The following is a 14,232-nucleotide window of genomic DNA, read 5'->3' as shown; positions in this document are numbered from 1 at the left end:
TGTCCAGCGATTTTTTTGCGGGGGGCTGTGCGGTATTCGGTGTCGTCGCGACTGGACGTTTCCGTCCTGGAAATGAAAAAGGCCACTCGATCGAGTGGCCTTTTTGAAGGTGGTTGCGGGAGCTGGATTTGAACCAACGACCTTCGGGTTATGAGCCCGACGAGCTACCAGACTGCTCCATCCCGCGTCTGTGGGTCGGCATTCTACAGCCCAAAGCCGGGCTGTCAACTGTTATCGTCGAAAAAACTGTTTTCGTTCAGACGCTTAGCACCGCACCGATGCTACACTGCCGGGCTCCAGCCCATGCCGGGCGGGGCTTTGCGGAGTTTCCGTGCGCAAGATCATTCACGTCGACTGCGACTGTTTCTACGCCGCCATCGAGATGCGTGACGACCCGCGCCTGGCCGATCGCCCCCTCGCCGTCGGCGGCTCGGCCGACCGCCGCGGCGTGATCGCCACCTGCAACTACGAAGCCCGCGCCTATGGCGTGCGCTCGGCGATGTCGTCGCGGCATGCGCTCAAGCTCTGTCCCGACCTGTTGATCGTCAAACCACGCTTCGAGGCCTACCGGGCCGCCTCCCGGGAAATTCATCAGATCTTCCGCGATTACACGGACATCATCGAGCCGCTGTCGCTGGACGAAGCCTATCTCGACGTGTCCGACAGCACCCACTTCTCCGGCAGCGCCACCCGCATCGCCCAAGCCATCCGCCAACGCGTCCAGGCGGAACTGCATATCACGGTGTCCGCCGGGGTGGCGCCGAACAAGTTCCTTGCCAAGATCGCCAGCGACTGGCGCAAGCCCAACGGACTCTACGTAATCACCCCGGACCAAGTGGAAGACTTCGTCGCCGCCCTGCCGGTGAGCAAGTTGCACGGCGTCGGCAAGGTCACGGCGGACAAACTGGGCCGCCTCGGCATCGGTACCTGCGCGGACTTGCGCGAATGGAGCAAGCTGGCCCTGGCGCGTGAGTTTGGCAGTTTCGGCGAGCGCCTGTGGAACCTGGCACGCGGCATCGACAACCGCCCGGTCCAGGTGGACAGCCGCCGCCAATCGCTGAGTGTGGAGAATACCTACGACCATGACCTGCCGGACCTGGCCGCCTGCCTTGAACAATTGCCCAGCCTGGTGGAAGAGCTGCATGGCCGACTGGCGCGGCTGGACAACAGTTACCGGCCAGACAAGCCCTTCGTGAAGGTGAAGTTCCATGACTTCACCCAGACCACCCTGGAACAGGCCGGCGCCGGTCGCGACCTGGAGAGCTTCAAACTGCTGCTCAGTGCCGCCTTTGCCCGCGGCGCCCGCCCGGTGCGTCTGCTCGGCGTCGGCGTGCGGTTGATCGACCTGCGTGGCCGTCACGAACAACTGGAACTGTTCGAGCGCTGAGCGCGCCGTCCTGACGCAGGCGCAACCTCGCCGTCTCTGCTTGAATCAGGGAGACCTTTCCGACCGGACGGACCATGGACCCTCGCCCCGCCACCCCGGCCCGAACCGCCTCCTGGCGCGCCTTGCCACCGGGCATCTGGGCGCTGGGCTTTGCCTCGATGTTCATGGACATCTCGTCCGAGCTGATCCACAGCCTGCTACCAATCTTCATGGTCAGTGTACTCGGCACCTCGATGGTCACCGTCGGCCTGATCGAAGGCATCGCCGAAGCGACGGCCGCCATCAGCAAGGTGTTCTCCGGCACTCTCAGCGACTACCTGGGGCGGCGCAAACCCCTGGTGGTGCTGGGATACGCCCTGGCGGCCTTTACCAAGCCGGTGTTTCCGCTGGCCGGTTCGATCGGCTGGGTATTCGCTGCGCGCTTCGTCGACCGGATCGGCAAGGGCATCCGCGGCGCGCCGCGCGATGCGCTGGTCGCCGACCTGGTTCCGGCGCGCCTGCGCGGTGCGGCCTATGGCCTGCGCCAGGGGCTCGATTCGCTGGGGGCGCTGCTCGGTCCGCTGCTGGCGATGCTGTTCATGCTCTGGCTGAACGATCTGCAGGCGGTGATGTGGATCGCCGTGCTGCCCGCCTTCGTCGCGGTCGGCCTGCTGCTGGCCTATGTGCGGGAGCCGGAGCGGACCTCAACGGCGGAGACGGCCGCGCCCCGGTTGCACCTGACGGATGCGAGGCGGCTGCCGCTGCGCTTCTGGCTGGTGGTCCTGCTCGGCGCACTGTTCACCCTGGCCCGCTTCAGCGAGGCCTTCCTGCTGCTCCGCGCCCAGGACGTCGGCCTGTCGATCGGCTTCGTGCCGTTGACGATGATCGTGATGAATCTGTTCTACGCCGCCTGTTCCTACCCGGCCGGCGCCGCCGCCGATCGCTTCGGCCCGCTCGGGCTGCTGCTGGCGGGGCTGGGCCTGCTGATCGTCGCCGACCTGCTGCTGGCCTTCGCCACCGGGGTCTGGCAGGTGCTGCTCGGCGCCGCGCTCTGGGGCCTGCACATGGCGCTCACACAGGGGCTACTGGCCAAGCTGGTGGCCGATACCGCGCCCGAAGACCTACGCGGCACGGCCTTCGGGCTGTTCAACCTGGTCAGCGGGGGCGCCTTGCTGCTGGCCAGTCTGATCGCCGGCGCACTGTGGAGTGCCTTCGGCCCGGCCGTCACCTTCTTCGCCGGCGCGGCATTCTCGGCTGTGGCGGCGCTCGGTTTGCTGGCTTACTGGCTATCCAATCATTATCGAGGCTGACAGGTGCCTTGGCTTCGCATGGGCGATGGCCGGATATTCCTCGCTTCGATAAGCCACTCGCTCCCGCGCGAAGCCGACTAGGGTATGGGCTCTTCGATCACGATCCCCAGGAGTCCCCATGCACCCGTATTTCAGCCTCGAAGGGCGTACCGCCCTGGTTACCGGCGGCAGCCGCGGCATCGGCCGGATGATCGCTCAGGGCTTTCTCGAAGCCGGCGCGCGGGTGTTCATTTGCGCGCGTCATGCCGAGGACTGCGCCATCACCGCGAAAGAACTGAGCCGTTACGGCGACTGCATCGGCCTCGCCGCCGATCTTTCCAGCGAAGAAGGCGCCAAGTCCCTGGCCACCGAACTGGCGAGCCGCGTCGAGCGCCTGGATATCCTGGTGAACAACGCAGGCACCACCTGGGGCGCGCCGCTGGAAAGCTACCCGGCGAAAGGCTGGGAAAAGGTCATGCAGCTCAACGTCACTTCGGTCTTCAGCTGCATCCAGCAACTGCTGCCACTGCTGCGCCGGGCCGCCACCGAAGCCAATCCGGCGCGGGTGATCAACATCGGCTCGGTGGCGGGCATCACCTCCTTCGGCGAGCAGGCCTATGCCTATGGGCCGAGCAAGGCGGCGCTGCATCAGTTGTCGCGCATGCTGGCGCGGGAACTGGTCGGCGAGCATATCAATGTCAACGTGATCGCTCCGGGGCGCTTCCCCAGCAAGATGACCCGGCACATCGCCAACGACGCCGAGGCACTGGCCGAAGACACCGCCGTGATCCCGATGAAACGCTGGGGCCGCGAGAAGGAGATGGCCGCGCTGGCAATCAGCCTGGCGAGTTGCGCCGGCGCCTACATGACCGGTGCGATCATCCCCATCGACGGCGGGTTCCATCTGTAGCGCATGACCACGTGCCCCCGGTCGGCTTACCTGGCACAGAGACATCATTCCGCTAGCATTGTTGGATGGGGGGCCCACATCGACTTTCGCCACAGGCGGAGGAGGTGAGTCATGAGCATTGCGGACTGGCGCCTGCAGGGCGTCGAGTTTGCTTCCTGCAACTGTAACTGGGGCTGCCCCTGCCAATTCAGTGCGCACCCCACCCACGGCCATTGCCAGGCCGTGGTGGCCATGCGCATCGAGCAGGGCCATTTCCGCGACACCAACTTGGATGGTCTGTGCTGGGCCGGCACCTTCGCCTGGCCGGGTGCCATCCATGAAGGCAACGGCAGTTGCCAGGCGTTCGTCGACGAACGTGCCGACGAGGCACAGCGCCAAGCCTTGCTGACCATTCTGTCCGGCCAGGAAAGCGAGCCTGGCGCCAACGTGTTCCAGATCTTCAGCACCACCATCAGCGAGATGTTCGAACCACAGTTCGTGCCCATCGAGCTGAGCATCGACGTGGACGAGCGCCTGGCCCGGCTGCGCATTCCGGGCGTCCTGGAAGCCAGCGGCGAGCCGATCCGCAGTCCGGTGACCGGAGCGCCGCAGCGGGCACGCCTGGTATTGCCGGACGGTTTCGAGTTCATCGAAGCGGAGTTCGCCAACGGGAGCTTCGAAACCCACGGGGCCATGCAATACCAGTCCCAAGGCAGCCACAGCCACCTGGCACGGGTTCACTTCACCGGCCACGGCCTGGTGCGCTGAGCATGGCCTGGCAGCCGGCCGCGGTGCCGGCCAGGGGGATGTCGAAGGAACAATTGGTGTTCGTCGCCTGCCTGTTCCTGCTGCTCGCCCTGGCCTGGGTGATCCTGCAACGGATGACCGAGGTCATGGCGGCCCCTGGCGGGATGGCCGACGTGGCCATGGCCGGCATGCCGATGCCGTGGAGCGTCGGCGACGCCGCGCTGATGTTCTCCATGTGGGCGGTGATGATGGTGGGGATGATGTTGCCCAGCGCCCTGCCTATGCTCCTGCTCTACCAGATGCTGTTGCGCCGGCGCATGCCGTCGCCGCAGCGGCACTGGGCGCTGGTTTTGTTCTGCGCCGCCTATCTGGTGGTGTGGGGTGGCTTCAGCCTGATCGCCACCCTGCTGCAATGGGGCCTCGATCACCTTGCACTGCTGGACGTACAGATGCGTAGCGCCAGCACGCCCCTGGCCGCCGTGCTGCTGATCGCCGCCGGCGCATGGCAATGGCTGCCGGCCAAATCCGCCTGCCTGGAGCGCTGCCGGGGGCCGATGCAATTCCTGCTGACCGGCTGGCGGCCCGGCGTGACCGGTGGCTGGCATCTCGGCCTGGCGCATGGCGCCTGGTGCCTGGGTTGCTGCTGGGCGCTGATGGGGTTGTTGTTCGTCGTCGGGGTGATGAACCTGCTGTGGGTCGCGCTGATCGGCGCCTTTGTCCTGCTCGAGAAGACCTTGCCCCTGGGCCTCTGGCTCAGTCGCGCCGGCGGGTTGCTGTTGGTCGGCTGGGGCGCGGTGCTCTTGCTCCCCTAGCCGCCGGCTGGGTATAAGGGCGCAGTGAGTCTTCCCGTCGAGTACCGCATGCTCCGCCCGTTCCGCCTCGCCCTACCAATCGCCGCCCTGCTCGCCCTGCCGCAGCCCGGCAATGCCGCGCCGGCCCCCTGGTATCAGTGGCGCAGCCTGGTGAACGGTGCGTTGTTCTGTGCCCAGACCAGCCCTGGCCCCGGCTGGGAACAGGTCGCCGGCCCGTTCCGCAATCCGCGCTGCCAGCCACACTGATTCGCCGTTAACATGGCGGCGTTTCCCGCCATTAGCCTAACCATGTCCTACTCCGTCACGCCCATCGGTTTCGTTCGTTCCTGCTTCAAGGAGAAATTCGCCATTCCGCGTCAACCGCAACTGGCCCCCGCCGCCCGCGGCGTGCTGGAGTTGGTGCCGCCGTTCGACCAGGCCGAAGCCGTGCAGGGGCTGGAGCAGGTCAGCCACGTCTGGCTGCTGTTTCTCTTCCACCAGGCGCTGGAAGACAAGCCACGTTTGAAGGTGCGCCCGCCGCGCCTGGGCGGCAACCAGTCGCTCGGGGTGTTCGCCACCCGCTCGACGCATCGCCCGAACGGCATCGGCCAGTCGGTGGTGCGCTTGGAAAAGGTCGAAGCGGGCCGCCTGTGGTTGTCCGGCATCGACCTGCTGGACGGCACGCCGGTGCTCGACATCAAGCCCTACGTGCCCTATGCCGACCGGGTGGAGGACGCCAGCAACCGCATCGCCGAGGCCGCACCGGCGCTGATCCAGGTAGAGTGGGAAGATGCGGCGCTGATCCAGGCACAGGAACACCAGGCCCGCCTGGGTCAACCGCTGGTGGCACTGGTCGAGCAATGCCTCGCCCAGGACCCGCGCCCCGCCTACCAGGAACCCGGCCCGGAGAGACGCTACGGCGCCCGCCTCTGGGACGTGGACGTGCACTGGCATTATCCCCGGCCGGGGCTGATCCGAGTGCTGGATGTGATGAAAGCCTGAGCCAGGTTCAGTAAAAGCTCTTGCAACTTCAAACGGAGCGCTCCAGCACAAGGCTTACAGCTGTATGGGGCAAACCCCTCTCCCTAAAGGTGAGAGGGGAGATTCGTTCCGCCCGGCGTGGCGAAGTGATCCTGACGCTTTGTCATTGCCAGAGAGATTGCAGAAGAGGTGGGACCAACTCCGACGCCCCGTCAGGAGGCCGAGCGGAATCGTCGTGTAGGGGGTTGAGCGGCATGGATGCCGCGAGAGCCGTGATTGGCCAGGGATGGCCCTTCACGGCGGGCCCCCGGAACGGCGATGGAGCGAGGGAACCCCGGCGAAGCCGGGCGGGGACGCCTAGTTCGGATGCCGGGGCAAGCCCTCTTGGTTACCTTCTGGGGCGACTGCCAGAAGTAACTCGCCGGGGGGCGAAACAAGACTGCCTGCGAAACTCAGTAATCGGTTTGGCTCAGGAGTTTCCAGCAACACTTAATGCAGACAGAGCCAAACGAAAAGGCTTATTTCTCGACGAAGGCACGTTCGATCAGGTAGTCGCCCGGCTCACCCATGCGCGGGGAAATCTTCAGGCCGAAGCTGTCCAGCACCTGGCTGGTCTCGTCCAGCATGCTCGGGCTGCCGCAGATCATCGCGCGGTCGTCCTGCGGGTTGATCGGCGGCAGGCCGATGTCGGCGAACAACTTGCCGCTGCGCATCAGGTCGGTCAGGCGGCCCTGGTTCTCGAACGGCTCGCGGGTCACCGTGGGGTAGTAGATCAGCTTCTTGCTCAGCGCCTCGCCGAAGTACTCGTTCTTCGGCAGGTGTTCGGTGATGAATTCGCGGTAGGCGACTTCATTGACGTAGCGGACGCCATGCACCAGCACCACCTTTTCGTAGCGCTCGTAGGTTTCCGGGTCCTGGATCACGCTCATGAAGGGCGCCAGGCCGGTGCCGGTGCTGAGCAGGTAGAGGTGCTTGCCGGGCAACAGGTCGTCCAGCACCAGGGTGCCGGTGGGCTTGCGGCTGATCATCAGCTCGTCGCCCTCCTTGAGATGCTGCAGGCGCGAGGTCAGCGGGCCGTCCGGCACCTTGATGCTGAAGAACTCCAGATGCTCTTCGTAGTTCGGGCTGGCGATGCTGTAGGCGCGCATCAGCGGGCGACCGTTGACTTCCAGACCGATCATCACGAACTGGCCATTCTCGAAACGCAGTCCAGGGTTGCGGGTGGTCTTGAAGCTGAACAAGGTGTCGTTCCAGTGGTGCACACTGAGGACACGCTCGACGTTCAGGTTGCTCATGCGGGGCTTCCTCGCTCACAGGCTAATGCTGAAAAGGCACAATTGCGCGCAATCTTATAAGCCCGCACAATATCTGTTAAATGGATTATTAAGATATAGGTTATCGGTTATATAGATATGCGATTCACGCTGCGCCAACTTCAGGTATTCGTCGCCGTCGCCCAGCAGGAAAGCGTGTCCCGCGCCGCGGAATCGCTCGCCCTGTCGCAGTCGGCCGCCAGCACCTCGCTGACCGAACTGGAGCGGCAGTCGGATTGCCAACTGTTCGACCGTGCCGGCAAACGCCTGAGCCTGAATGCCCTGGGCCGGCAACTGTTGCCCCAGGCCGTGGCCCTGCTCGACCAAGCCAAGGAGATCGAGGACCTGCTCAACGGCAAGAGCGGCTTCGGCTCCCTGGCGGTCGGCGCCACCCTGACGGTGGGCAACTACCTCGCCACCCTGCTGATCGGCAACTTCATGCAACGGCACCCCGAATGCCGGGTAAAACTGCACGTGCACAACACCGCTCACGTGGTTCACCAAGTGGCGCATTACGAACTGGACCTGGGCCTGATCGAAGGCGACTGCCAGCACCCGGACATCGACATCCAGCGCTGGGTGGAAGATGAACTGGTGGTGTTCTGCGCACCCCAGCACCCGCTGGCCAGCCGCGGCCAGGCGAGCCTCGACGAACTGACCCGCGAGGCCTGGATTCTCCGTGAACAGGGCTCCGGCACCCGCCTGACCTTCGACCAGGCCATGCGTCACCACCCCACTGCCCTGAACATCCGTCTGGAGTTGGAGCACACGGAGGCGATCAAGCGGGCCGTGGAGTCGGGCCTGGGGATCGGCTGCATCTCGCGCCTGGCGCTGCGCGACGCCTTCCGGCGCGGCAGCCTGGTGCCGGTGGAAACCCCGGAACTGGACCTCACCCGCCAGTTCTACTTCATCTGGCACCGGCAGAAATACCAGACCGCGGCCATGCGCGAGTTTCTCGACCAGTGCCGCCAGCTCACCGCCGGTGTTAAACGTAGCGATCAGATCGTGCTGCCGACCATCGCCTGAGAGCGTTATCCCAGCAAAATCACCGACCAGACCGCCGCGATCAATCCCAGGGTCATCAGTTGCGCGGCACTGCCCATATCCTTGGCGTTCTTCGACAGCGGGTGGCGCTCCAGGGAAATCCGGTCGATGGCCGCCTCCACCGCCGAATTGAACAGCTCCACGATCAGCGCCAACAGGCACACGGCGATCAGCAGCGCGCGCTCGCCACGGCTGACCTCGACGACGAAGGACAACGGGATCAGCACCAGATTGAGCAGCACCAGTTGACGGAAGGCCGCCTCGCCCTGGAAAGCGGCGCGCAGCCCATCCAGCGAATAACCAGTGGCATTGAAGATGCGTTTGAGGCCGGTCTGGCCCTTGAATGGCGACATGCGCAACGACTACCAGGGGGTGGGGAGAACGGGACCGGAGCCTATGCCAGCCCGCGTCAAAAAAGCGTGAAATCTCCCACGCTGCCGGGCAGGCGCTCAACCGGCGGGGGGAATCGACTCCATCTGTTGCAGCAGCAGTGCGGCCTGGGTCCGGGTGCGCACGCCGAGCTTGCGGAAGATCGCCGTGACGTGGGCTTTCACCGTGGCCTCGGACACGCTCAGCTCATAGGCGATCTGCTTGTTCAGCAGCCCTTCGCAGACCATGGTGAGCACGCGGAACTGCTGCGGCGTCAGGCTGGCCAGGCCGGCGCTGGCGGCCTTCGCTTCGTCCGGCACACGCACCTCTTCCTGGGCCTGAGGCGGCCACCAGGCGTCGCCGTCGAGCACCGCGCGCACCGCCTGCTGGATGGTTTCCAGCGGGCTGGACTTGGGGATGAAACCACTGGCGCCGAATTCCCGCGCCCGGGCGACCACCGCCGCCTCTTCCTGGGCCGAGATCATTACCACCGGAATCTGCGGATATTGGCCACGCAACAGCACCAGACCGGAGAAGCCATAGGCACCGGGCATGTTCAGGTCGAGCAGGACCAGGTCCCAATCGGTCTTTTCCGCCAGGCGCGCCTCCAGCTCGGCGATGCTGGCAGCCTCGACCAGACGGACATCAGGCCCCAGGCCCAGGGTGAGCGCCTGTTGCAAGGCGCTGCGGAACAACGGGTGATCGTCGGCAATCAGGATTTCGTAAGCAGCCATGGCAGATCCTGTTTTTTGTTATGTATGCGTCATTATGCCGTCATTTGGCTGGCTCTGTCGGCCTAACGCTTCCACATAGATACGTGCCGCCTCGCGGCGGGCCGTCCTCGCAACCGGTGCCGGTCGTTTCTGCCGATTCGTGCCCACGAAGCGGCGCCCAGCATGCCGAGACGTGACGGGGTGGTCAAGTTCGACGCTTTGCGGCAAAGTCAGCGGCTTTTCCCGCCGAGAAGAACGATGCGAAACCCAGCCCTGCGCGCCGACCTCCTGATGCTGCTGACCGCCATGATCTGGGGCAGCGCCTTCGTCGCCCAACGCCTGGGTATGGAGGCCATCGGCCCGTTCCTCTATTCCGGCCTGCGCTTTGCCCTCGGGGCCCTGGTGCTGGTCCCGCTGCTCCTCCTGGCCCGTCGCAGCACCGGCGGACGCCTGGCCTTCAGCCGGCCGCTGCTGTGGAACGGCATGCTGCTCGGCGTGGTGCTGGCCATCGGCATCAACCTGCAGCAGGTGGGTCTGCTGTTCACCAGCGTGACCAACTCCGGCTTCATCACCGGTCTCTATGTGATCATGGTGCCCCTGCTCGGCCTGCTGATCGGCCAGCGCACCGGCCTCGGCACCTGGCTCGGCGCCTGCCTGGCGGTGGTCGGCATGGCCCTGCTGAGTATCGGCGAAGGCTTCAGCGTGGCGTCCGGCGACTGGCTGCAACTGGCCGGCGCGCTGGTCTGGGGCGTGCATGTGCTGCTGGTCAGCGCGCTGGCCAGCCGGCACGACCCGATCAGCCTGGCCTTCCTGCAATTCCTCACCTGCTCGCTGCTCAGCCTGCCGCTGGCACTGGTCTTCGAGACGTTCGACCTGGCGGCCATCGGCCAGGCCATGCCGGCGATCCTCTACGGCGGCATCCTCGCCGTCGGCGTCGGTTTCACCCTGCAGGTGGTGGCGCAGAAGCACGCCATCGCGTCCCACGCGGCGATCATCCTGTCCCTCGAAGCCGTGTTCGCCGCCCTCGCCGGCGCGCTGATCCTCGGCGAAAGCCTGCCGCTGAAAGGCTATGTCGGCTGCGCCCTGATGTTCGCCGGCATGCTGCTGGCCCAGTTGTGGCCGAAGAAGGTCGTGGTACAGCCCGAGGACACTGACGCCCGGCCCTCTGCACCTGAGCTAGTCGGTCGGCAGGAAAGCCGATAGACGACGGTGTGCTTCGTCGTGGGCGTCGACCGGCCAGCGATGCTTGGCGCCGAGGTAATGATCGGTGAATACGTCGAGATAGGCGTCCAACGCCTCGGCCGCGTCCCGGTCGCCGGCAAGATCGAGGCAAAGCGCGGCGACTTCGGCGGTGCAGAGATGATCGTCGCGCTTCGAACGCCGCAACCGGTAGCGCGACAGTTGCTCCGGTTGCAGGCTCAGGACAGGCAGGCGGTCGAGATAGGGGCTCTTGCGGAACATCTTGCGCGCTTCGGTCCAGGTGGCATCGAGCAGGACGAACAGCGGTCGCCGCCCCTCATCCACCACCACCTCATTCACCACCCGCTCCGGTGCCGCGTACTCGCCCGGAAACACCAGGAACGGCTGCCAGCGCGGATCGGCGAGCAGGCTCGGCAAGGCCGGATCGACGGCCGTGCGCAACCAGCCGAACGCCTCGGTATCGGCCACCACGTCGGCGATCAGCCAGCCCGTATTGCTCGGCTTCAGCGGCTCCACGTCGTGCATCAGCAGACAGACGCCGGAGCGCGCCGGCACCTCCGGTCGCCAGGCGCACAGGCAATGGCTGGACGGCACCCGGCAGCCCGGACAGCGCTCCCCCCGCGAACCGCGCGCCAGGAAGGGTTTGCTGGCACGGGCCAGGCGCTCGGCGCGCAAGCGCGCAACGGCATGGACCCGGGAGCGATCGGGGAACACGGCGGACATCGGCGAAACCACGGAGAGGAAAAGCCGACAGTCTACCAGAGCCCATGTCGACCCCACTTCAGAAGCTATGGTTGAGCGCCAGCCCGAAGAAGTGGATATGCGTCTTGTACTCGCCCTTGTAGGTGCCGCCGTTACCGGTGCAACGCACGCCGCTGTCCTCGTACAGCCCACCGCTGCCGGGCACCCAGCCGGCCGGCGAGCAGTTGTCGGTGTATTCCATCTTGCCGCTGTCGAACTGCACGAAGCTGTAGGCCAGGTCCACCGAGGTGTCCGGGGTCAGCTTGTAATTGGCGCCGAACGACAGCCAGTAGCGGTCGGCATCCGGGAAGGCCGGATGACGTAGCTGGGTGCTGCTGACCGGCGACTTGTCGTAGGCCACCCCGGTGCGCAGCAGCAGGTCGTCGCTGTACTGGTAGTTCATGCCGAGGGAAATCTTGTAGGTGTCCTTCCAGTCCTGCTGGACCGCCAGGTCGCCCTCGGTGACACCATTGAAGTAGGGATAGCCAGCCACCTGATCGATGCCGATCCGTACCTCGTCCAACCGCGAATGGCGGGTCCAGGTGACATCCGCCATCAGTGCCACCTTGCGGTTGAGCTGGTGGAAGGCGCTGATCGAGAGCATTTCCGGCGTATCGATGGCGGTCTTGCCGTTGGAGTTGGGATGCAGGCGCGCTGCGGCGAAATCGCCGGGGTTGATCCAGTTGTCCGGGTCGAAAATCTGGTGGATGGCATCGCGATCCGGCAGCAGGCCACCCCCCAGGTCGACATCCGGCGACGGTACGCTGCCGTTCACATCGGCGAAGCTCCATTTGGTCTTGCCCTCCAGGGTGTGGCGGATGTTGGAGCGGTAGGAGATGCCGAAGCGGGTGTTCTCGGTGGGTTCCCAGAGGTAGCCGATGTTCCAGCCGAAGCCCCAATCGTCGCCTTTGGCGCGGAAGTAGCCGTCGCCCTCCACGTTATCGGCGAAATTGCTCGCCACGCAGTCGACGAAGCCATCGCGGTCGGCCACGCCCTGGCAGTCGGTAATCTGCTCCGGCACCGGCACGCCGTAGATCAGTTCCACCAGGCCGGGCACCGTCGCGGCCAGCCGGGTCTCGTTGTAGTTTTCATCGACGAACTGTCCGGCCAACTGGCGCGAAGCGCCTTTCACGTCCGCCGCGCCGCGCTGGATGGAGCGGATGTACTGCGCCGATATGCCGAAGCCGATGCTGTGATGCTCGTTGAAGCGGTAGGCGATGCTCGGGTTGAAGTTGACCGTTTCCAGGCTGGCCGACTGAATGCCATAACGGCCGCTCCAATCCTCCTTGTAATCCAGCTTGGCGCCGAACGGCACGAAGATGCCCAGGCCGACGGTGACGTTGTCGTTGAGCTGGCGGGAAAAATAGAAATTCGGCGCGGCGGCGGCATCCGGCAGATAAGACCCCGCATCGCCTTCCACCGGATTGCCGAACACATCGGTGCTGCCGTCATCCTCGTAATCGCCGCGCGGCAGCAGGATGCTCATGCCGCCGGTCACCTGGGTGCCGGGCAGGCGCGCCAGGCCGGCGGGGTTGTAGAAAATCGTCGAAGGGTCCGCGGCCTCGGCGGCATTGGCGTGGGCGGTGCCTTGTGCCGACACGGACTGAGACCCGAAGTGGTAACCCGACGCCTGAGAGTGGGCAGCCGGCAAAATCAGCAAAGCACCGGCAAGAAAGGCCAGCGAACGGGGTTGGAGAGTTCTTGTCATTGTTCTCGACTCCTGCAACGAGCGGAATGGGCACCGGCCAGGCAATAGGCCGCCACTCCGCTGGGCGGAGAAGAAAACGCTCCTTGTCCCGCCTTGCGCGGCGGGGATGGCGGCTCCTGGGGTGCAACGCCGACGGACGGCGCACAGTTGAGACTGTCCGCTGCCGGCAGGCTTTCCCCGATCTTTGGTCGTGCCCGTCCTGACGGCCGGAGAGTGTGTTGTCCCTATCGGTAACACCTTCCGGCAGGCGACATCCGCCGCCGGAGAACGCACAATGCTGCGGCCGGTCAAACGGCTTTCGAATCGTTCAGGAGAACCCCATGCGTCGCTTTACCACCCTCGCCCTCTGCCTCGCCCTGCCGTTCGGCGTCCAGGCCGCCTCGCTCAAGGATTTCGAGCTGAACAGCATGCTCGAGAAGGTGGCGCAGGAAAGCAGCGTCGGCACGCCGCGAGCGATCAACGAGGACATTCTCGACCAGGGTTACACCGTGGAAGGCAGCGAACTGATCAACCATCTGAGCGTGCGCGCCAGTCACGCCGAGCAGATGCGCGCCAACCCGGAAGCGGTCCGCAAGCAGCTCGCCGCCAGCGTCTGCCGCAACACCGGGTACCGCCAGTTGCTGGCGAGGGGGGCGGTGCTGCGTTATCAGTTCAGCGAATACAAGAGCAATCGCCCGGTGGCCACCGAGCGCTTCAACAAGGCGGATTGCGGGTTGCAGTGACGCACGCGGCGCTCAGAACCAGATCGTAGGGCTCTCAGCCCCGCGAGCGCTGTGGTTCGGCCTGCGCGCGCAGGTCGGCGAGCAGGGCTTCGATATGACGGGAGCGCCGCCCCTCGCTTTCCAGACGACGAAGGCACTCTTCTTCCAGGCTGTGGCCGCTTTCTCGTGCTGCCTGTTGCAGCAGGCGGTAAAGCTGCACATCGATCTCCAGAGTGATCTTCGGCATGGTCCCTCCCTGTCTCCGAATGCCGCCGACTTGCTTAGGCTCTGTACGAAAAGTGCCTGCGCTCGGTGATGCGTCGTTAAAAATCGGTTCGGAATGCTCATTTACAACTCGTAAACTCCGCTTCCTCACCGAT

General features: G+C 65.1%; 16 protein-coding genes and 1 tRNA gene. 10 read left to right on the top strand and 7 right to left on the bottom strand.

Going from position 1 to position 14,232, the window contains the following annotated elements; translation table 11 throughout:
- Window positions 1–110: 110 nt before the first annotated feature.
- A tRNA-Met gene (locus BZL41_RS25720) sits at window positions 111–187 on the bottom strand.
- A 144-nt stretch (window positions 188–331) separates the two neighbouring features.
- Between BZL41_RS25720 and dinB the strand changes: the two genes are divergently transcribed.
- The 7 genes from dinB to tsaA all read left to right on the top strand — a co-directional run bounded on the left by dinB (window position 332) and on the right by tsaA (window position 6,084).
- Entirely contained in the window at window positions 332–1,387 is a 1,056-nt protein-coding gene (gene dinB, locus BZL41_RS25715; protein ID WP_095601887.1) for a DNA polymerase IV, read from the top strand.
- Between the two features lie 74 nt (window positions 1,388–1,461).
- Window positions 1,462–2,676, top strand: a complete 1,215-nt coding sequence (locus BZL41_RS25710; protein ID WP_095601886.1) for an MFS transporter — start codon at window positions 1,462–1,464, stop codon at window positions 2,674–2,676.
- A gap of 118 nt (window positions 2,677–2,794) precedes the next feature.
- Window positions 2,795–3,565 carry an SDR family oxidoreductase gene (locus tag BZL41_RS25705; RefSeq protein WP_095601885.1) on the top strand — a complete coding sequence of 257 codons (771 nt, stop codon included), beginning with the start codon at window positions 2,795–2,797 and terminating at the stop codon, window positions 3,563–3,565.
- 111 nt (window positions 3,566–3,676) lie between these two features.
- Entirely contained in the window at window positions 3,677–4,312 is a 636-nt protein-coding gene (locus BZL41_RS25700; protein ID WP_095601884.1) for a DUF1326 domain-containing protein, read from the top strand.
- A 2-nt stretch (window positions 4,313–4,314) separates the two neighbouring features.
- Window positions 4,315–5,103, top strand: a complete 789-nt coding sequence (locus BZL41_RS25695) for a DUF2182 domain-containing protein (RefSeq protein WP_095601883.1) — start codon at window positions 4,315–4,317, stop codon at window positions 5,101–5,103.
- Window positions 5,104–5,151: 48 nt separating this feature from the next.
- On the top strand, window positions 5,152–5,349 hold the full coding sequence (locus tag BZL41_RS25690; RefSeq protein WP_095601882.1) for a hypothetical protein: 198 nt from the start codon (window positions 5,152–5,154) through the stop codon (window positions 5,347–5,349).
- A 42-nt stretch (window positions 5,350–5,391) separates the two neighbouring features.
- A complete protein-coding gene (gene tsaA / locus BZL41_RS25685) occupies window positions 5,392–6,084 on the top strand; it encodes a tRNA (N6-threonylcarbamoyladenosine(37)-N6)-methyltransferase TrmO (RefSeq protein ID WP_095601881.1) in 693 nt (230 codons plus the stop codon).
- A gap of 497 nt (window positions 6,085–6,581) precedes the next feature.
- On the opposite strand, the gene fpr is transcribed toward tsaA, so the two are convergent.
- The gene (fpr, locus tag BZL41_RS25680) at window positions 6,582–7,358 is read right to left on the bottom strand and encodes a ferredoxin-NADP reductase (protein ID WP_095601880.1); all 777 of its coding nucleotides are present in this window, start codon (window positions 7,356–7,358) and stop codon (window positions 6,582–6,584) included.
- Window positions 7,359–7,475: 117 nt separating this feature from the next.
- Here fpr and BZL41_RS25675 point away from each other — a divergent pair, with 117 nt between their 5' ends.
- A complete protein-coding gene (locus BZL41_RS25675; RefSeq protein ID WP_095601879.1) occupies window positions 7,476–8,402 on the top strand; it encodes a LysR family transcriptional regulator in 927 nt (308 codons plus the stop codon).
- Window positions 8,403–8,407: 5 nt separating this feature from the next.
- Here the strand turns inward: BZL41_RS25675 and BZL41_RS25670 are convergent, their stop codons facing one another.
- Together BZL41_RS25670 and erdR are read right to left on the bottom strand one after the other, a co-directional pair.
- Window positions 8,408–8,779, bottom strand: coding sequence for a diacylglycerol kinase (locus BZL41_RS25670; RefSeq protein WP_170837174.1), 372 nt, complete (start codon window positions 8,777–8,779; stop codon window positions 8,408–8,410).
- 90 nt (window positions 8,780–8,869) lie between these two features.
- Entirely contained in the window at window positions 8,870–9,523 is a 654-nt protein-coding gene (gene erdR, locus BZL41_RS25665) for a response regulator transcription factor ErdR (protein WP_084334723.1), read from the bottom strand.
- 162 nt (window positions 9,524–9,685) lie between these two features.
- Here erdR and BZL41_RS25660 point away from each other — a divergent pair, with 162 nt between their 5' ends.
- Window positions 9,686–10,705: a DMT family transporter gene (locus BZL41_RS25660; RefSeq protein WP_371916571.1), complete on the top strand. Its 1,020-nt coding sequence runs from the start codon at window positions 9,686–9,688 to the stop codon at window positions 10,703–10,705.
- Here BZL41_RS25660 and BZL41_RS25655 read toward each other — a convergent pair.
- The gene (locus BZL41_RS25655) at window positions 10,679–11,425 is read right to left on the bottom strand and encodes a tRNA-uridine aminocarboxypropyltransferase (RefSeq protein WP_095601877.1); all 747 of its coding nucleotides are present in this window, start codon (window positions 11,423–11,425) and stop codon (window positions 10,679–10,681) included. The genes BZL41_RS25660 and BZL41_RS25655 overlap by 27 nt on opposite strands.
- A 58-nt stretch (window positions 11,426–11,483) precedes the next feature.
- Window positions 11,484–13,151, bottom strand: coding sequence for an OmpP1/FadL family transporter (locus BZL41_RS25650; RefSeq protein ID WP_095601876.1), 1,668 nt, complete (start codon window positions 13,149–13,151; stop codon window positions 11,484–11,486).
- 320 nt (window positions 13,152–13,471) lie between these two features.
- Here BZL41_RS25650 and BZL41_RS25645 point away from each other — a divergent pair, with 320 nt between their 5' ends.
- Window positions 13,472–13,873, top strand: coding sequence for a quorum-sensing-regulated virulence factor family protein (locus tag BZL41_RS25645; protein ID WP_084334728.1), 402 nt, complete (start codon window positions 13,472–13,474; stop codon window positions 13,871–13,873).
- Between the two features lie 34 nt (window positions 13,874–13,907).
- Here BZL41_RS25645 and BZL41_RS25640 read toward each other — a convergent pair whose 3' ends face one another.
- The gene (locus BZL41_RS25640) at window positions 13,908–14,099 is read right to left on the bottom strand and encodes a hypothetical protein (RefSeq protein WP_095601875.1); all 192 of its coding nucleotides are present in this window, start codon (window positions 14,097–14,099) and stop codon (window positions 13,908–13,910) included.
- Between the last annotated feature and the right edge of the window lie 133 nt (window positions 14,100–14,232).

The organism is Pseudomonas sp. PIC25 (assembly GCF_002286785.1).
GTDB lineage: Bacteria > Pseudomonadota > Gammaproteobacteria > Pseudomonadales > Pseudomonadaceae > Pseudomonas_M.
This window is presented reverse-complemented; position numbering and strand designations above follow the sequence as displayed.